This is a genomic window from Arthrobacter sp. yr096 (genome assembly GCF_900108925.1).
GTDB lineage: Bacteria > Actinomycetota > Actinomycetes > Actinomycetales > Micrococcaceae > Arthrobacter.
The window spans coordinates 486,211-503,422 of the sequence record NZ_FNYI01000002.1; the positions used below are offsets into that span (position 1 = coordinate 486,211).

At 63.0% G+C, this 17,212-nt stretch carries 18 protein-coding genes; 14 read left to right on the forward strand and 4 right to left on the reverse strand.

Going from position 1 to position 17,212, the window contains the following annotated elements; all coding sequences use genetic code 11:
• Positions 1-14: 14 nt before the first annotated feature.
• On the forward strand, positions 15-1,190 hold the full coding sequence (locus tag BMY91_RS06990; protein ID WP_090820274.1) for a zinc-dependent alcohol dehydrogenase: 1,176 nt from the start codon (positions 15-17) through the stop codon (positions 1,188-1,190).
• A 17-nt stretch (positions 1,191-1,207) separates the two neighbouring features.
• Here BMY91_RS06990 and BMY91_RS06995 read toward each other — a convergent pair whose 3' ends face one another.
• A complete protein-coding gene (locus BMY91_RS06995) occupies positions 1,208-2,233 on the reverse strand; it encodes an SDR family oxidoreductase (protein ID WP_090820276.1) in 1,026 nt (341 codons plus the stop codon).
• A 122-nt stretch (positions 2,234-2,355) separates the two neighbouring features.
• Here BMY91_RS06995 and BMY91_RS07000 point away from each other — a divergent pair, with 122 nt between their 5' ends.
• The gene (locus tag BMY91_RS07000; protein WP_018777112.1) at positions 2,356-2,541 is read left to right on the forward strand and encodes a CsbD family protein; all 186 of its coding nucleotides are present in this window, start codon (positions 2,356-2,358) and stop codon (positions 2,539-2,541) included.
• A gap of 144 nt (positions 2,542-2,685) precedes the next feature.
• Here BMY91_RS07000 and BMY91_RS07005 read toward each other — a convergent pair whose 3' ends face one another.
• Entirely contained in the window at positions 2,686-4,410 is a 1,725-nt protein-coding gene (locus BMY91_RS07005) for a purine-cytosine permease family protein (protein WP_090820278.1), read from the reverse strand.
• Between the two features lie 195 nt (positions 4,411-4,605).
• Here BMY91_RS07005 and bioB point away from each other — a divergent pair, with 195 nt between their 5' ends.
• Together bioB and BMY91_RS07020 are read left to right on the forward strand one after the other, a co-directional pair.
• Positions 4,606-5,640: a biotin synthase BioB gene (bioB, locus tag BMY91_RS07010; protein WP_090820280.1), complete on the forward strand. Its 1,035-nt coding sequence runs from the start codon at positions 4,606-4,608 to the stop codon at positions 5,638-5,640.
• A 286-nt stretch (positions 5,641-5,926) separates the two neighbouring features.
• Positions 5,927-6,406: a very short patch repair endonuclease gene (locus BMY91_RS07020; RefSeq protein WP_090820282.1), complete on the forward strand. Its 480-nt coding sequence runs from the start codon at positions 5,927-5,929 to the stop codon at positions 6,404-6,406.
• Here BMY91_RS07020 and BMY91_RS23095 read toward each other — a convergent pair.
• A complete protein-coding gene (locus BMY91_RS23095) occupies positions 6,364-6,537 on the reverse strand; it encodes a hypothetical protein (protein ID WP_177179863.1) in 174 nt (57 codons plus the stop codon). The two genes, BMY91_RS07020 and BMY91_RS23095, sit on opposite strands and share 43 nt — an antisense overlap.
• 205 nt (positions 6,538-6,742) lie before the next feature.
• On the opposite strand from BMY91_RS23095, the gene BMY91_RS07025 reads away from it, so the two are divergent.
• The 10 genes from BMY91_RS07025 (at position 6,743) to fdxA (ending at position 16,440) form a co-directional block, all read left to right on the forward strand.
• The gene (locus tag BMY91_RS07025) at positions 6,743-7,123 is read left to right on the forward strand and encodes an Hpt domain-containing protein (protein ID WP_090820284.1); all 381 of its coding nucleotides are present in this window, start codon (positions 6,743-6,745) and stop codon (positions 7,121-7,123) included.
• A 90-nt stretch (positions 7,124-7,213) separates the two neighbouring features.
• The gene (locus BMY91_RS07030) at positions 7,214-7,813 is read left to right on the forward strand and encodes a helix-turn-helix domain-containing protein (RefSeq protein ID WP_090820286.1); all 600 of its coding nucleotides are present in this window, start codon (positions 7,214-7,216) and stop codon (positions 7,811-7,813) included.
• A gap of 163 nt (positions 7,814-7,976) precedes the next feature.
• Entirely contained in the window at positions 7,977-9,317 is a 1,341-nt protein-coding gene (locus BMY91_RS07035) for an MFS transporter (RefSeq protein WP_090820287.1), read from the forward strand.
• A gap of 10 nt (positions 9,318-9,327) precedes the next feature.
• Entirely contained in the window at positions 9,328-10,710 is a 1,383-nt protein-coding gene (locus BMY91_RS07040; protein ID WP_090820291.1) for an FAD-dependent oxidoreductase, read from the forward strand.
• Positions 10,707-11,987 carry a CaiB/BaiF CoA transferase family protein gene (locus BMY91_RS07045; protein ID WP_090820293.1) on the forward strand — a complete coding sequence of 427 codons (1,281 nt, stop codon included), beginning with the start codon at positions 10,707-10,709 and terminating at the stop codon, positions 11,985-11,987. The genes BMY91_RS07040 and BMY91_RS07045 overlap by 4 nt, the downstream gene beginning before the upstream one ends.
• Positions 11,984-12,790, forward strand: coding sequence for an enoyl-CoA hydratase-related protein (locus BMY91_RS07050; protein ID WP_090820295.1), 807 nt, complete (start codon positions 11,984-11,986; stop codon positions 12,788-12,790). The genes BMY91_RS07045 and BMY91_RS07050 overlap by 4 nt, the downstream gene beginning before the upstream one ends.
• 63 nt (positions 12,791-12,853) lie before the next feature.
• The gene (locus tag BMY91_RS07055; RefSeq protein ID WP_090820297.1) at positions 12,854-13,798 is read left to right on the forward strand and encodes a dihydrodipicolinate synthase family protein; all 945 of its coding nucleotides are present in this window, start codon (positions 12,854-12,856) and stop codon (positions 13,796-13,798) included.
• Positions 13,798-14,610: an SDR family oxidoreductase gene (locus BMY91_RS07060; RefSeq protein ID WP_090820299.1), complete on the forward strand. Its 813-nt coding sequence runs from the start codon at positions 13,798-13,800 to the stop codon at positions 14,608-14,610. Before BMY91_RS07055 ends, BMY91_RS07060 begins: the two co-directional genes overlap by 1 nt.
• 27 nt (positions 14,611-14,637) lie before the next feature.
• Positions 14,638-16,113, forward strand: a complete 1,476-nt coding sequence (locus BMY91_RS07065; protein WP_090820301.1) for an aldehyde dehydrogenase family protein — start codon at positions 14,638-14,640, stop codon at positions 16,111-16,113.
• 6 nt (positions 16,114-16,119) lie between these two features.
• The gene (fdxA, locus tag BMY91_RS07070; RefSeq protein ID WP_090820303.1) at positions 16,120-16,440 is read left to right on the forward strand and encodes a ferredoxin; all 321 of its coding nucleotides are present in this window, start codon (positions 16,120-16,122) and stop codon (positions 16,438-16,440) included.
• Here the strand turns inward: fdxA and BMY91_RS07075 are convergent.
• A complete protein-coding gene (locus BMY91_RS07075) occupies positions 16,437-17,180 on the reverse strand; it encodes a response regulator transcription factor (RefSeq protein ID WP_090820305.1) in 744 nt (247 codons plus the stop codon). The two genes, fdxA and BMY91_RS07075, sit on opposite strands and share 4 nt — an antisense overlap.
• Positions 17,181-17,212: the final 32 nt, after the last annotated feature.

Sequence of the window (17,212 nt, forward strand, 5' to 3'; positions counted from 1 at the left end):
GCAGGGAGAACACCATGAAAGCCGTGACATGGCAAGGCCGCCGCTCGCTCAGTGTCAATGACGTCCCTGACCCCACCATCCAGGAACCTACGGACGTGATAGTCCGGATTACCTCTACCGCAATCTGTGGTTCAGACCTTCACCTCTACGAGGTGCTGGGCCCGTATATGCACAAGGGCGACATCATCGGCCATGAACCCATGGGGATCGTGGAGGAAGTGGGCTCGGAAGTCCATCGCCTGAAAAAGGGCGACCGTGTGGTGATCCCGTTCAACATCTCCTGCGGCCACTGCTTCATGTGCAACCAGGGCCTGCAGTCGCAATGCGAAACCACCCAGGTCACGGCCAAGGGCTCCGGGGCGGCGCTGTTTGGCTACTCGGAGCTTTATGGATCCGTTCCCGGCGGGCAGGCCCAGTACTTGCGCGTTCCGTTCGCCGATTACGGCCCGATCAAAATCGATTCTGATTCCCCGGACGAAAGGTACCTGTTCCTCTCCGATATCCTGCCAACGGCTTGGCAGGCGGTGGAGTACGCCAACGTTCCTGAAGGCGGCACTTTGGCGGTACTCGGGCTCGGCCCCGTCGGCCAGTTCGCCGCAAGGATCGGCATCCACAAGGGATTCCGGGTGATCGGAGTGGACCCAGTCCCGGAGCGCAGGGCCATGGCTGAAACGCGCGGAGTGGAGACAATGGACTACAGCTCCCATGTGGCCGAGCAGATCCGTGAGGACACCCTGGGCAGGGGTCCGGACTCCGTAGTGGATGCAGTGGGCATGGAAGCTCACGGTTCCCCGGTGGCGTCCTTCCTCCACAAAGCGGTATCGCTGCTTCCCGACAAGCCGGCCCAAGCAGCCATGGAAACCATGAGCGTCGATCGGCTTGCCGCGCTGCACACGGCCGTGGCTCTGGTGCGGCGCGGCGGGACCATCTCCCTGAGCGGCGTGTACGGCGGCCAGGCCGATCCCATGCCCCTCATGACCATGTTCGACAAGCAAATCCAGCTACGAATGGGGCAATGCAATGTGCGCAGCTGGACTGACCAGCTGCTCCCCTTGGTAGAGGACGACGCCGATCCGCTGGGAGTCATGCATCTGGTCACCCATACCGGATCCCTTGATGAGGCTCCCGCCCTCTATGAGAAGTTCCAGAAGAAGCAGGATGGCTGCATCAAGGTTGTGCTCAAGCCCTGACCTCACTCCACAGCGCGTCAGGCCAGATGCTTGCCGCCGGTTACGCCAATGACCGAGCCGGAGATGTAGCTGGAATCTTCACTGGCCAGCAGTACGTAGGTGGCAGCGAGTTCGGCAGGTTGACCGGCTCGGCCCAACGGAGTGTCCTGCCCGAACGTCCGGATTTCTTCTGCGGGCTGGGTGGGTGGCTGCAACGGCGTCCACACTGGGCCGGGCGCCACTGCATTGACCCTTATTCCTTGCGGGCCCAGTGATTCTGCCAGCGAAAATGTCATGCTGTTGATGGCCGCGTTGCTTGCTGCGTAGTCGATCAGCCTCGGGCTGGGGTGGTAGCCCTGGATGGACGACGTGTTGATGATCGCAGCACCGGCCCGCAGGTACGGAAGCGCAGCTTTGGTGAGCCAGAACAGAGCGTAAACGTTGGTCTTGAAAGTCCGGTCGAACTGTTCCGGATCAAGGTCTTCGATACCCCTGGTGGTGGTCATGTGGAAACCGGCGTTATTGACCAGAACGTTGAGCCCCCCGAACTCGGCGACGGTCTGGGCGATGATTTCCTGGCAGAATTCCTCATCTTGCAGGTCGCCGGGAAAGGCCAGCGCCCTGCTGCCGGCATCCTGGATCAACGCGACCGTATTCTCGGCATCCTGTTCCTCTTCAGGCAGATAGGTGAAGGCGACGTCAGCACCCTCACGGGCGAAGGCAATGGCCACAGCTTTTCCTATCCCGCTGTCCCCGCCGGTAATCAGGGCCCGCCTGCCCAGCATGCGGTTGTGCCCCACGTAGCTTTGCTCGCCGTGATCCGGGCGGGGATTCATGGCGTCCGTCCATCCCGGGTAGTCCCGGGACTGCTGCTTGGACTCACCGGACGGGTATGTGGTGCGTGGATCCTGGTTCTCGTCGTTGAAGTCAGCAGCACCGCTGGGGTCAGCAGGCTCCTCGGACTCCCCGGCGCTGGTGATCGCACTGTTCACCAAGGACATGGCGACGTCTTCATCGAGCTCGGTGGATTGTTCGGCATCTTCGCGCCCAGCGTCCTGAACCATGCGCACAGTCTAAGCGTGCTCACTTTTGCCGGGAACGAGTGCACGGCCGACGTTCAGGAAGTACCCAGAATTGCTCGATAGCCTAGCAATTGTCAGTGTTGGATTACATCGAAGGAGATCACATGGGACTCGGCGACAAGATCAGCAACAAGGCCCAGGAAGTCACCGGCAAGGCGAAGGAAGCCTTGGGAGACGCCACCAATAACGAGAAACTGCAGGCAGAAGGCGTCGCTGATCAGGCGGCTGCCAAGACCAAGCAGGCGGGCGAGAACGTCAAGGACGCCGCGAAGGATGCGTTCGATAAGTAAGCCCCACAGCACTAACCACACAGCATTAACCACACAGCACAACGCCCCGGCTCCCCTGATGGGAGGCCGGGGCGTTTGCGTCAACCCAAGCAGGTGTCAGATGAAGCCGTCGCGAACTCTCTGCGACGCAATTGGGTCGGGGGGCTACTTTTGGGCCGGGAGCACCAGCTCGCCGGACTTATCCGTGGACAAGGCGAGGGACGAGATGTACTGGGGTTCGCCGTCGGGCCCGTCCTGACCTGAACGGAGCATGTCCGGGCGTTCGAACTCAAGTCCGGTGACGTGGCAGAGGAGCTTGGCGTCGCTGGGGTTGCCGTCGGCGTCGAACATCGGAAGGTCGATGCCGTCGTCGGTACGCCGGAGGTAGTAACGGCCCTTGGTGGCCAAAGCCAACACCGGCGGCAGCACCAAGGCCAGACCCACAGCGAAGATCGGCGAAAACGGCTGGACACCGGAACCAAACGCGCCGAAGAATACCGCGATGGAAACTCCTGCAGAGACCAGCATGGACACAAAGCCCACCGGGTTCACGGCGTAGAGCATCCCGCGCCGGAACTCCGGAACTTTGGGCGAGATCTTCAGCAGGTACTTGTTGATGGCGATGTCCGAGGCCACTGTGACAACCCAGGCCATGGCGCAGTTGGCGTAGAAGCCCAGAATGGTGTTCAGGAACTCGAACATGTTGGACTCCATGAGGACCAGCGCGATCACCAGGTTCACCACCACGAACACCATGCGGCCCGGGTAGCTCTTGGTGATGCGGGTGAAGGAGTTGGTCCAGGCCAGCGAGCCGGAGTAGGCGTTGGTGACGTTGATCTTGATCTGCGAAATGACCACCAGCACCACAGCCAAGGTCATCGCAAGCCACGCGGGCATCATTTCTTCGTAAACACCCAGGAACTGGTGGACCGGCTCATTCGCTGATGCAGCAGCTGCGGGGTCGAGCTTGGCAATGAGGTAGATCGCAATGAACAGGCCGATGATCTGCTTGATGGCACCGAAGATGACCCAGCCGGGGCCGGCGAGGATTACTGCACGCCACCAGGCACCCTTGTTTTCGGCGGTCTTGGGCGGCATGAAGCGAAGGTAGTCGATCTGCTCGGCAATCTGCGCCATGAGGGACAGGCAGACGCCGGCGGCCAGCATCACGGAGGCCAGGTTGGGGCCACCCTCGCCGGATGCACCCGTGAAGGCGAAGAAGGCATCAATGCTTTCGGGGTGGGACAGGAGAAGGTATCCCACCGGAACCACCATGAGCAGCAGCCACAGGGGCGTGGTCCACACCTGCAAAGTAGCGAGCGTCTTCATTCCATAGATCACCAGCGGAATGATGATGATGGTGGACACGGCATAGCCGATCCACTGCGGAATGCCCAGGCCCAGCTGCAGCCCCTGGGCCATGATGGAACCTTCGAGGGCAAAGAAGATGAACGTGAACGTGGCGAAGATGATGTTGGTGACCACTGAGCCGTAGTAGCCAAAGCCCGAGCCACGCGTGATCAGGTCCAAATCAATGTTGTAGCGGGCTGCGTAATAAGCCAAGGGGAAGCCGGTGGCGAAGATGATCACTGCGGCCACGATGATGCCAAAGATCGCGTTCACCGTTCCGTACGCGATGCCGATGTTGGCGCCAATGGAGAAGTCGGCCAGGTAGGCAATGCCACCCAGGGCGCTGGTGGCCACCACGCCGGCGCTCCACTTGCGGTAGGAGCGCGGTGCGAACCGGAGCGTGTAGTCCTCCAGGCTCTCCTTCGCCGCACTCATTGCATCGGCGTTGCCTTGCGCCGCTGAAACGGAGCCGGTCCCGACGGCGGTGCTTGCCGCCGTCGTCGGCTCCAGTGTTGCGGTACTCGTCTTGTTCTCACTCATTCGTGGTCGCTTTCGTCCGGGGAGGGTGCCTCGCCCACGACGCTAGTAACGCGACGCGTCAATTCAGTCACGTCCATGTTTCACAGCTGTAACTTCTGAATCAGCCGCCCCGCGCAGCCAGCACCAAAATCCAGCACGGCAGTTTGTGCGCACCCCACAAAATCGCCCTCCACCTGCGCCTATACCGTCAAGGACATGAGCACCCAAGCACACCGGGGAACCCGGGAAACATCTGCCTACGCCATCCTGGACACTGCCAGAGAGCAAGTCCTCGGACGCGGAGAGGGACTGAACGAGGCACAACTCGTCCAGGTCCTTGAGCTCCCCGACGACGCCATCCCCGCAGCACTGCAGCTGGCCCATGAAGTCCGCCTGGAGCACTGCGGTGAGGACGTTGAGGTGGAAGGCATCATCTCCATCAAGACCGGCGGTTGCCCCGAAGACTGCCATTTCTGCAGCCAGTCCGGCCTGTTCGACTCCCCCGTTCGTGGCGTCTGGCTGGACATCCCCGAACTCGTTAAGGCGGCCAAGGAAACCGCTGCCACCGGAGCCACCGAGTTCTGCATCGTCGCAGCCGTGCGTGGCCCCGACATCAAACTCATGAACCAGATCAAATTCGCGATCGACCGCATTAATGAAGAAGTGGACATCAACATCGCCTGTTCGCTCGGCATGCTCACGCAACGCCAAGTGGACCAGCTGGCCGAATGGGGCGTGCACCGGTACAACCACAACCTGGAAACGGCGCGCAGCTACTTCCCCGAGGTAGTGACCACCCACAGCTACGAAGAGCGCCTGGATACCTGCGCCATGGTCAAGGCCGCCGGCATGGAACTATGCTGCGGTGCCCTGATCGGAATGGGCGAATCACTGGCGCAACGAGCAGAGCTGGCCGCACAACTCGCTGCCCTGGAACCGCACGAGGTCCCGCTGAACTTCCTCAACCCCCGCCCCGGCACGCCCTTGGAAAACCAAGGAATCATGGACGGCAAGGACGCCCTCCGCGCCATCGCCGCGTTCCGGCTCGCCATGCCGCGCACCGTCCTCCGGTACGCCGGCGGCCGTGAACTGACCCTCGGCGACCTCGGTACCCGCGAGGGTCTCCTCGGTGGCATCAACGCCGTCATGGTGGGCAACTACCTCACCACGTTGGGCCGACCCGCCAACGCTGACCTCAACCTCCTGGTGGAACTGAACATGCCCATCAAGGAATTCCAGAAGTCGCTGTGAGCGCTGCGGTGTCACAGCAGTTCTGCGGTCACTGCGGCGGCGCTTTCGCCACCAGCGGTGAGGGCCCGACGTCGGACGCTCACCAAAGCTGCCAACAGCACCTGGCGATGGAGCCGCCGCGCTTCTGCCCGCAGTGCCGCCGACGCATGAAGGTGCAGGTCACACCCTTGGCATGGACTGCGGAGTGTTCCCGCCACGGCCTGACAAGTTTTTGTACAGATACCGCCCCAAAAAACGCATCATAAGGGCGGTATCTGTACAAAAACTCCCTGGGTAGGCTGGATTCATGGGCGAAAGCCGGGACCTTCTGACGCAGGAGCAACGCAGCCGCAATATGTCAAAAATCCGCGGAAAGGACACCAAACCTGAGCTGCTGGTCCGCAAACTCCTGCACGCGAAAGGCTACCGGTACCGGTTGCACGGACAGTCAGGGGCAGTGAAACTGCCGGGCCGCCCGGACCTGGTGTTCGCGGGCAGGCACAAGGTCATTTTCGTCAACGGCTGTTTCTGGCACTTCCATGACTGCAAAGTTGGCCGGCACGCTCCCGCGGCCAACGCGGAGTTCTGGGAGGCCAAGCGGAGCCGCACCCGCGAACGCGATGCGGTGCAGCGGTACCAGCTGGAGGCTGCCGGTTGGGAGGTCCTGACGGTGTGGGAGTGCGAACTGAAGGACCGGCCGGTTCTTGAGGCGAGGCTTACGGCGTTCCTCGAATCCGGCTCGGCCTACGGCGCGGAGGTGGCGGACGGGGCGGACTCGACCGTCTGACCGGCACCTGCGCCGTGGGAGCTCTGTTCCCACAAAGCGAATGCCGCCGTCCCACCGATTCCCAGCAGAACGGTCATGCAAAAGACGATGATGACCATGAGGCCCGGAGAGGGGCGCACACTACTGTTCATGCTGTTTACCGTTCCTTGATTCAAGCCTGGAATCCCCCAGATCCGTGATCTTTCATCTGCTTCTCCCCACTTTCGGGGCCACCAATCAAGACTCCCTCTGAGTCCGCTCAAGATTGGATCAAGCTTTGGATTTCTGGCGCTTGGGCCGTTCCACGGGTCCTACTGTTGAATCGTGAATCTATTGTTTGGAGGCGGGAGGAGTCTGGTGTCCGAGTATGACGAGTGCACAGACTCCCTGGTGGACCGCACCGTCCTCACTGACCTCCAGGCCGAACTTGGCGGAGACCGCGCCATCATCTGCGCCTTCGTCCGGAACTATGTAGCACTGCTCCCGTGGCGGGTCTCCCGGCTCCACCGCGCGGTGGAGAACCTTGACATGGAGGACGCCATGGACGCGGTTCTCAGCCTCAAGACGTCAAGCCACATGGTGGGGGCCATCTGCATGAACCGTCTGGCAACGGAGCTGGAGATCAGCATCCGCCTCTTGCCCAACGCGGATCACCTCGATGAGCTGAGGCCCCAGATCGTGGAGATCGAACAGTTCGTTTTTGGGACCATTTCCGAGCTTGAATCACCGATTCTGTAAAATTCTTCACCTTAGTGAAGAAAAATCATTGACTCGCTAAAGAACTTCACTATAGTTGTGTGAGTTAGCTCACCAACGAAGGATGCGGCAATGACCACCGAGACTCCTGCTCCACCAGCCACCAGCGAACTGCTGGCAACTGTTGGAAACAAGGTGCGCACCATGCGCAAGGCAAAAGGCATGACCTTGGCCCAACTCTCGGACATCACCGGGCTCAGCCAGGCGATCGTCAGCCAGATCGAACGCGGCATGGCCAACCCATCCTTCACCACGCTGGCTCAGCTGGCCCACGGCCTGGATATCCCGGTGGGGAGATTCTTCATCGGCCAGGACGAATCCAAATCGCCCGTGGTCCGCAGGTCCGAACGACGCAACCTTAAGAACGTCACCCGCGAATCCGTGGGCGAAGCAGTGCACGAGCTGCTCACCCCGAACCGCGACGGAAGCATCGAAGCGCAGTGGATCAGTACGCCCCCAGGGCACGACACCAGCGACACCCCTTTTACCCACAGCGGTGAAGAGTTCTGCTACATCATCTCCGGCCGTAAGGACGTCTTTTTGAACGGCGTCTGCTACAGCCTCGAAGAGGGCGACTCCATCACCTACTCCTCAGAGATCCCCCACTGGTACAAGAACAGCTACGAAGAGGTATGCGTAGCCATCTGGGTCAACGCACCACACGCGTGGTAACCCTGCCGCCCCCACACGGCGCCAGCGTTTTCCCTTAACTGTCCGGACACGAACCGTGGCCGCAGACACTCCTTGCCACTTTCGCATCAAACGCCTCCTCCAACAGGCGTTCCTGCGTCATACCCTCCCACGCCCTCCGGGGCGTCAGCGTAAGGACAAATCCATGCTCGACACCCAAGCGACGGACAACGTTGTCCCGTCCCCCAGCACCACCCACTCATCCCCCAGCAACGCCGGCAAAAACGCCAAGTTCACGCCCGAAGTCCGCAAAGGCCTCCTGGGCCTGGGGCTCGGCAACGCCTTGGAATGGTACGACTGGATGGTCTTTGGCCTCCTGTCAGCCTTCATCGGGCCGAGCTTCTTTCCCAACACCGATCCCCTGTCCGCAACATTGAATGCGCTGGCCGTGTTCGCCGTCGGATTCGCCTTCCGCCCCTTGGGCGGCATCCTCCTCGGAACCCTGGCGGACCGCATCGGACGCCGCCGGGTCATGCTGCTCTCCATCATGTTGATGGCCGGCACCACCCTGATCATCGCCATCACCCCCAGCTATGAAACGATCGGCCCGGCGGCAGGCATCATCCTGCTCATCTGCCGCGTCCTGCAGGGTATTTCCACGGGCATCGAGGCTCCACTTTCCACCTCGCACGCCGTGGAACTCGCTCCGGAAGGCCGCGAGGGCTACGTCGCCGGCATCATGTCTTTCTACGTGAACATCGGCATCCTGTTGGCGTCGCTCATCAGCTTCCTGTGCAGCCTGGTCCTGGGCGGTGCAGTGATGGCCGAGTGGGGCTGGCGCGTACCGTTCATCATCGGCGCCCTGTTCGGCTTCGTGGTCCTCTACCTCCGCCGTTCACTGCCGGAAACCCTCAAGGCCGAGGAAATGGCCACCAACACTCCCCGGGCTGTGTGGTCCGGAGTCCGGAAGCATTGGCTCTCCGTCCTGGCCATCATCTTCGTGGTGGGCGCAGCACAGGCCTACAACTACGCCTGGAACGTCGGCCTCCCCAGCGCAGCACGCAGCGGGTTCAAGGAAGATCCCACCGCAGTCTTCGCCCTCACCACCATCCTGGGCGTCATCCTGGTGGTGGGCAGCTGGATCATCGGCAAACTGGCCGACGGCAAGGCGATGTCCAAGTGGTTCCTGGTGACCCGCATCCTGGCCATCCCATCAGTGTTCCTCATGCTGATGTACGTCCAGCCAGGCATCGGCGGATTCGCAGCAGTCCTGTTGGGCGGCTCCATTGTGCTGGTCCTGAACATGACGCTCTACAACGTGGTCAGCTCGTCCCTGATGCCCAAGAACATCCGCGGCACCGGGGTAGCCCTGGGCTATGGCATCGGAGTCGCACTTTTCGGCGGCACCGCCTCCTACCTGCTGGTCTGGTTCCAATCCCTGAACATCAGCTGGGTCTTCCCGGTCTACGTGGCCGCACTCTCCATCCTCAGCATCGTCTTCTACCTCGCAGCCCGCCGCTCCAACGGCATCTTCGTCGGAAAGTAAGGACTCCCCCATGAACTCCCTGGAACTCAGCACGTCCCTTGAACTCAGCACCACGACGGCGGACCTCACCGCCCCTGTCATCTCCCGTTCCAATGTCCTGGTGGTTGGTGGTGGCCCCGCAGGCGTGGCCGCTGCCGTCACCGCAGCCCGTTCCGGCGCCAAGGTGACGCTCCTGGAGCGCTACTCATCCTTGGGCGGTTTGGCCTCCGGCGGCATGGTCCTGGTGCTCGATGACATGATCAACGGCCAGGAAATCACTGTCACCGGCATCGTCTCCGAGTATGTGGAACGCCTGCAGAAGCTGGGCCTGGCAATCGTCCCGCCTGCCGATGACCGCAAGACCTCCGAGGAACTCTGGAACAAGTGGGGACGCTACGGCACCTTCGATTTCCACTCCCACACCAACCCCAAGCCCATCTGCTACGCCGCGGCGTTCGATCCCGATGGCTGGAAGCGTGTCTCCAACGACCTCGTCCGTGAGGCCGGCGTAGACCTCCGACTGCACTCATGGTTCTCCCGGCCCATCGTGGACAACGGCGTGATCAAAGGCGTCATCTGCGAAACCAAGCTTGGCCCGCAGGCGTTCATGGCCGACGTCGTCATCGACACCACCGGTGACATCGACGTCGCATCCCGAGCCGGCGCCAGCTACGCCAAGGACAACTACCTCACCACGCTGGTCTTCCGCCTGGGCAACGTGGACACCAATGCCGCAGAAGCCTTCGAACAGGCCAATCCCAAGGAAGCCCGCGCCATCAACCGCAAGATCAAGCGGCTCCTCGGTGGAGCCTGGGAGCTGTGGTGGCTCAAGACCCCCATCGACGGCGTGGTCTGGTGCAACGCCCCGCACATGTCCGGCTTCGATGGTGTTGATCCCGCAGACATGACTGCCGCCGAGTTCGCCGCACGGGATCGCATTTCCGAGGCCGTGGACTACGTCCGCGCCAACCTTCCCGGCTTCGAAAACTGCTACATGCTGGACGTCGCCTCACAGATGGGCGTCCGCCAGACCCGCCTCCTGCAGGGCGAGTACGTCATGACCAAGGACGACGTCACGCAGCGCAGGCACTTCGAGGACACCGTCGCCCGCGGCCGCGACTACTACTACCCGTACCGCTCGCTCCTGCCCAAGGAAGTGGACCAGCTCCTGGTGGCGGGCCGCCACTACTCCGCAACACCGGAGGCGCAAAAGATGTCCCGCGAGATCCCGCCGTGCATGGCCATGGGCCAGGCCGTCGGCGTCGCTGCCGCCCTCGCTGTGGAGAACAACCTCCTGGTCCGTGACGTCTCCGCGCTGGATATCCAGCAGGGCATGCGCCGCCACGGTGCAGACCCGGGCGACGTCCCGTCGTCGAACGCCACCGTGGACGCAACCGCAGCGGTGCCGGCATGAGCACCGTGACCCTGGATACCGCGACCTTGGACCAGCCGGCAGGCGAAACGACGGAAAGCACGACGGCGGCACGCACCACCGGAGCGCCCGCGCCAGTGCCGCTCCCGCTGGACGGCATCAAGATCGTGGACTTCACGCAGGTGTTCATGGGCCCGTCCTGCACACAACTGCTGGGTGATTACGGCGCGGACATCATCAAGGTTGAACGCCCTGGAGCCGGTGACATTTCGCGCAACTCCTTCCCGGATCAGGACGGCCAGGACAACCCGATCTTCCTGTCCATCAACCGGAACAAACGCAGCGTCTCCGTGGATACCCGCACCGAAGAAGGCCGCGAGGTCCTGCACCGTCTAATGGCCGACGCCGATGTAGTGGTCAGCAACTTCCGGTCCGGCGTGATGGAACGCATGGGCTTTGGTTACGAGGACCTGAAAGCCACCAACCCAGGCATCATCTGGGCCTCAGGCACCGGATTCGGGCCTGTTGGTCCGTACTCGCACAAGGGCGGCCAGGATGCGATCGCGCAGGCCTACTCCGGTGTGATGTGGCGCAGGGAGTCCGAGGACACCAAACCAGCCATCTACCCCACCACGCTGTGCGACTACATCACCGGAATGCACCTCATGCAGGGCATCCTGTTGGCGCTGCGCACCCGGGAATCCTCGGGCGCAGGCCAGAAGGTGGAAGTGACCATGTACGACTCCATGTTGCACCTGCAAATGCAGGAGGCATGCATGCAGCTCAACCGCGGCTACGAGGTCAACTGGGGTGCCATGCCGCTGAGTGGTGTGTTCGAAACCACCGACGGCGCCGTGTGTATGGTGGGTGGCTTCACGCCGGACCCCCTGGCCCGGATCTCTGATGCGCTGGACCTGACCGAGGACCTGACGCAGCGTCCGGAGTTCTCCAACCTGGAGCAGCAGTTCAAGAACAAGCCGGCGTTGCAGGCAATCTTCCGCGAGCACATCGCCACCAACTCCACCGAATATTGGACCCACCAGCTCGAGGAACAGGGACTGCTCAACGCCCCGGTGCACACCTTGGAACAGGCCCTGGCGGATGCGCAGACCGAAGCCAACGGCATGATCGTGGAAGCTGAGCATCCCACAGTGGGTACGGTCCGCATGCTGAACGCGCCCATCCGACTCTCCGCGACGCCTCCTACCATCCGTCGTGCTGCTCCCCGTTTGGGCGAGCACAACGTGGAGGTGCTCCTGGAAAACGGCTTCGACCAGGAAACCATTGAACGCCTTCAGCAGCTGGGGGTGCTCCGATGACCGCCTCGGTTGAAGAGCTCGTTGACACCGTTACCCTCACCATCGAAAACCATGTGGCAACAGTGGTCATCGACCGCCAGCACGTGCTCAACGCCGTGGATGCCACCGCCCAGGCCCGGCTCAACTCGATCTGGGACCAGCTGGAAGGTGATCCCTCCGTGCGGGCGGTGGTCATCACGGGTGCCGGATCCCGGGCCTTCTCCGTTGGTGCGGACATGTCCGCGTCCGCCGTGGACAAGACCGGCCTGGAATACTGGGCCAACCTTGATCCCAACGGTTTCGGAGGCCTGAGCCTTCGGACCACCTTGGACATTCCGGTGATCGCCCGGGTCAATGGCTACGCCTTGGGCGGCGGCCTGGAAATGGTGCTGGGAGCGGACATTGTGGTGGCGGCCGATACCGCGAAGTTCGGCCTGACGGAGCCTCGCGTTGGGCGGTTGGCTCTCGACGGCGGCATCCACCAGTTGGTGCGGCGGATCCCGCACACGCAGGCCATGGGAATGCTGCTGACCGCCCGCAAGGCAGGCGCCGCGGAAATGCAGTCCATGGGGCTCGTCAACGAGGTGGTGCCCGCTGAAGAACTCGATGCCGCCGTGCAGCGCTGGGTGGACCAGATCCTTGCCTGCGCCCCCACCTCGGTACGGGCAGTGAAGCAGATGGTCACGCAGACCGCCCATCTCACGGCCAAGGAGGCCCGCGGCCTTCGCCTGCCGGCACTCATGGCTGCGCTGGACAGTGAGGATTCAGCCGAAGGCGTCCTTGCTTTCCAGGAGAAGCGTCCCCCCGTCTGGCCTGGTCACTAGGAAATCCGGGCACTAAGTAATCAGTTTCCGCGTACCTGCGGTTTGCACTGAAAGGAACCAACCATGACTCAATCTTCTGCGCCCAAAAACCGAGAATCTCTGCTGGCTGGCGTGTGGGGCGTTGTTGCCACACCGTTCCAAGGCAGCACCCTGGATGTGGACCTGGACAGTTTGGCCGAGCTGGTGGAGCACTATGAATCCATTGGCGCCACCGGGCTCACGGTACTGGGCGTCTTTGGGGAAGCTGTCGCCCTGACCGCAGAGGAGCGCGGCCAGGTGCTGGAAACTGTGGTGGAGTCCACGTCGCTCCCCTTGGTAGAGGGAGTGACCGCTTTGGCCACCCGCCCGGCCATCGAAGAAGTCCGCGCCGCCCAGGAAATTGCCGGGACACGGCTTGCAGCAGTGATGGTGCAAGCCAACTCGGGCAATCCCCAGACGGTGATTGCCCACTTGGACGCCATCCACCGCGCGACCGGCGCCAACGTTGTCCTGCAGGATTATCCGCTGGCAAGTGGCGTCAGCATCCCCACCAAGGCCCTGATCTCTGTGGTCAACGCCTGCGAGTACGTCGTAGCCGTCAAGGCAGAAGCGCCGCCCACCAGCGTCGCGATCGCGGAGTTGAGTGCCGCCGTCGAGGTTTCAGTTTTTGGCGGGCTGGGCGGACAAGGACTGCTGGATGAATTGGTGGCCGGCGCGGCGGGAGCCATGACCGGTTTCTCCTACCCGGAAGCCCTCATCGCCTGTGTCCGGGCCTGGCAGGAGGACGGCTACGAGGCCGCACAGCGTGAATTGCTGCCGTTCCTGCCCTTGATCAACTTTGAGCAGCAGGCAAAGGTGGCACTTGCCATCCGCAAGGAGTGCCTGCGTGAACGTGGCCTCATCAAGGACTCCGGGGTCCGTGCACCAGCGGCGGGTTTCCCGGAGGACCTGCGCACGAGCATGGCCACGCACCTTAGCGAGGCCGCTGCTGCCCTGGAAAACGCCAAGATCCCGGTACGGAGCTTCTGATGAATCTGGGAATCGCAGGAAAGACTGCCCTGGTTGCCGCCTCCACCGGCGGGCTGGGCTTGGCCGTTGCCCGCGCCCTGGCAGCAGAGGGCGTGCGGGTAGCGATTGTGGGCCGTCGTCGGGACCGTGCCAAGGAGATCGTCGCCGAACTGCAGGCCGCGTACGGAAGCGGCGCACTGGGGACCACCGGGTTTGACGCGGTGGCCATTGAAGCAGACCTCACCACCCCCGAAGGCATTGAGTCCGCCGTCGAACAGACAGTGGCGGACCTGGGGGCCATCGACATCCTGGTCCTCAATGGCCCCGGCCCCAAACCGGGTGCCGCGGCGACACTGAGCTCCGATGACATGGCTGCGGCCTTCGATCTCCTGGTCAAGCCCCACCATGCGTTGGTATCCCACGTCCTCCCGGGGATGCGGGAACGGCGGTGGGGCCGCATCCTGGCCATCGGATCCAGCGGCGTCACGGCGCCGCTGCCCAACCTGGCGGTCTCCAACACCGGTAGGGCCGCCTTGGCCGGATACCTCAAGACCCTCGCCGCCGAAGTGGCCTTGGACGAGGTCACCGTCAACCTGCTCCTCCCGGGCCGGATTGCCACGGATCGCGTAGCCCAGCTGGACCATGCAGCAGCTAAACGTCGCGGCACCACCATGGAAGACATTCAGCTCGAATCCCGCAAGACCATCCCTGCCCGCCGCTACGGAGAACCCGCCGAGTTCGGTGCAGCTGCTGCGTTCCTGTGCAGCGCGCCGGCGTCGTACATCACGGGAGTCGCACTCAGGTGCGACGGCGGCCTGATCCGCAGCCTCTAAGCCCAACCACCTTTCGAAGGAAAAACAATGACGTCAGCAACCTTGGAAACCACGCTCGGACAACACGCCACCATCACCGCCCAGCACCTCATCAACGGTCAGTGGCTCGGCGAGGCGGACACGCAACGGATGAACCCGGCACGTCCGGATGAGCTTGCTGCCCGCTCCCCCAGCGGCACTGCCCAGGAGGTGGACGCTGCCATCACCGCCGCAGCGGCCGCGCAACCCGGGTGGGCGGCACTGCCCGCTCCGTCCCGCGGGGCCATCCTCATCGCGGCCGGCAACCTGCTGATCGAACGGCAAACGGCCATCGCCGAGGACCTGGTCCGGGAGGAAGGCAAAACCCTGGCCGAGGCCAAGGGAGAGGTCAAGCGGGCCTCTGACGTTCTGCGCTTCTTTGGCTCCCTTGGCTGGGCCGCTACCGGCGAAGTATTGCCCAGTGGCCTGCCGGACACCACCATCACCACCCGCCGCGAAGCATTGGGCGTCGTCGGACTCATTACGCCCTGGAACTTCCCCATCGCCATTCCGGCGTGGAAGACAGCCCCGGCGCTGATCAGCGGCAACACCGTGGTCATCAAGCCCGCCGAGCTCACCCCCTTGTCCGCCACCCATCTGGCCCGCGCCCTTCAGGACGCCGGACTTCCTGCGGGCGTGTTCAACGTGGTCCACGGCAAGGGCCGCGTGGTGGGCGACGCCTTGGCCCGGGACCCCCGTATCGCCGGCCTGTCCTTCACTGGTTCCACCAACGTAGGCCTGGGGCTGCAGGAAATCCTGAATGCCCGCCGGGCCCGCGTCCAGTTGGAGATGGGGGGCAAGAACGGCGTCCTGGTCCTGGACGACGCCGACGCCCGTAAAGCTGCCCAAGTAGTCGCCGCAGGCGCCTTCGGATTGACCGGGCAAGCCTGCACGGCGACGTCCCGTGTCTACGTGACGCCGGGCATCCGCCCGGCATTCCTCCAGGCCCTCACGGAAGAGGCCGCTGCCTACAGCACTGGAGACGGTCTTGACGCAGATGCCCGGATGGGCGCCGTGGTGAGCAGGCAGCAATTCGAGCAGGACCAGGCCGCGGTGCGCACCGCCGTCGAACGCGGCGCGACGCTCCTGCACGGAAGCCACGACGGCGACCCCACCGGGCCGCTGTTCTTCCCCGCCGCCGTGCTCACCGGGCTCCCGTTCGACGATGCAGCGGTCACCGAGGAGATCTTCGGGCCCGTTGTGGCTGTGCTTGACGTGCCCGACTACGAAGCCGGCCTCGCTGCCATCAACGATTCCCGCTACGGACTCACCGCCGGGATCTGCACGGACTCGCTGGCCCTCGCTACGGATTTTGCCGCCCGCGCACAGGCCGGCGTGGTGAAGGTCAATCGCCCGACGGCGGGACTGGACCTCAACGTGCCTTTCGGCGGGGTGAAGGACTCCTCCACCAACACCTTCCGTGAACAGGGCCGGTCCGCCCTGGACTTCTTCACGTGGGGCAAGACCGTCTACACAGGTGTGTAGCGCGCCATGAGCTACGTGATCGCCCAGCCCTGCGTGGATGTGAAGGATAAGGCGTGCATCGAGGAATGTCCGGTGGACTGCATCTACGAGGGCGAGCGCTCGCTCTACATCCACCCGTCGGAATGCGTGGACTGCGGAGCCTGCGATCCTGTGTGCCCTGTGGAGGCGATCTACTACGCGGACGATGTACCTGAAGAGTGGGCAGACTACGTCAGGGCAAACGTGGAGTTCTTCGAGGACCTGGGCTCACCGCAGGGTGCGGGCGGGCTGGGCAACCTCGGCCGCGATCACCCCGTGATCGCGGCCGAGCCGTTGCCGGTTGCCTAGTTGTTGTTTGAGGCGGGTGCCAGGCGGTATCCGACGCCGCGGACCGTCTCAAGCCAACGGGGTGCCTGGATGCTGTCGCCCAGCTTCTTCCGCAGGTTCCCCATGTGGACCTCCACTGCGCGTTCGTCCGCGTCGCTGACATAACTGCCGACGTCGTACGGTTCATTGCGCAGGCGCCGGGCGAGATCGGACTTGGTCCGCACGATCCGTCCGGTCTCAAGGAGCGCGAGCAAAAGGTCGAATTCGGTACGGGTCAGCTTCAGCTCCGTGCCATTCAGGACCGCCGTGCGGGACCCTGCAGAGACGGCCAGACCGTTGTGGCTCACCTCGGGGTCTACAGCTTCCGGAACGCTCTTGGAGTCCGACGACGCGCGCGGCCTTCGCATCATGGCCTCAACCCGGGCGCGCAGTTCGCGGGGCCGGAACGGCTTGGTGAGGTAATCGTCGCCACCCGCCTCAAGGCCCATGAGGGTGTCGAGCTCTTCGGCGCGTGCCGTCAGCATGATGATGTAGGCGTCCGAGGATTTCCGGATTTGGCGTGCCACCTCAAAACCGTCAATATCGGGCAGGCCGAGGTCCAAAGTAATGACATCCGGATTCAGCTCACGGGCTGACGTCACACCTGCAGATCCCGTGGACGCAACGTGCACATCAAATCCCGCTTGGGATAGAACCACACGCACCAATTCGCGAATATCCTGGTCATCTTCAATGACCAACCCCACACGTACTTCACTCATCGCAGCCCCTCAGCCCCTTCGATAACCTCAGA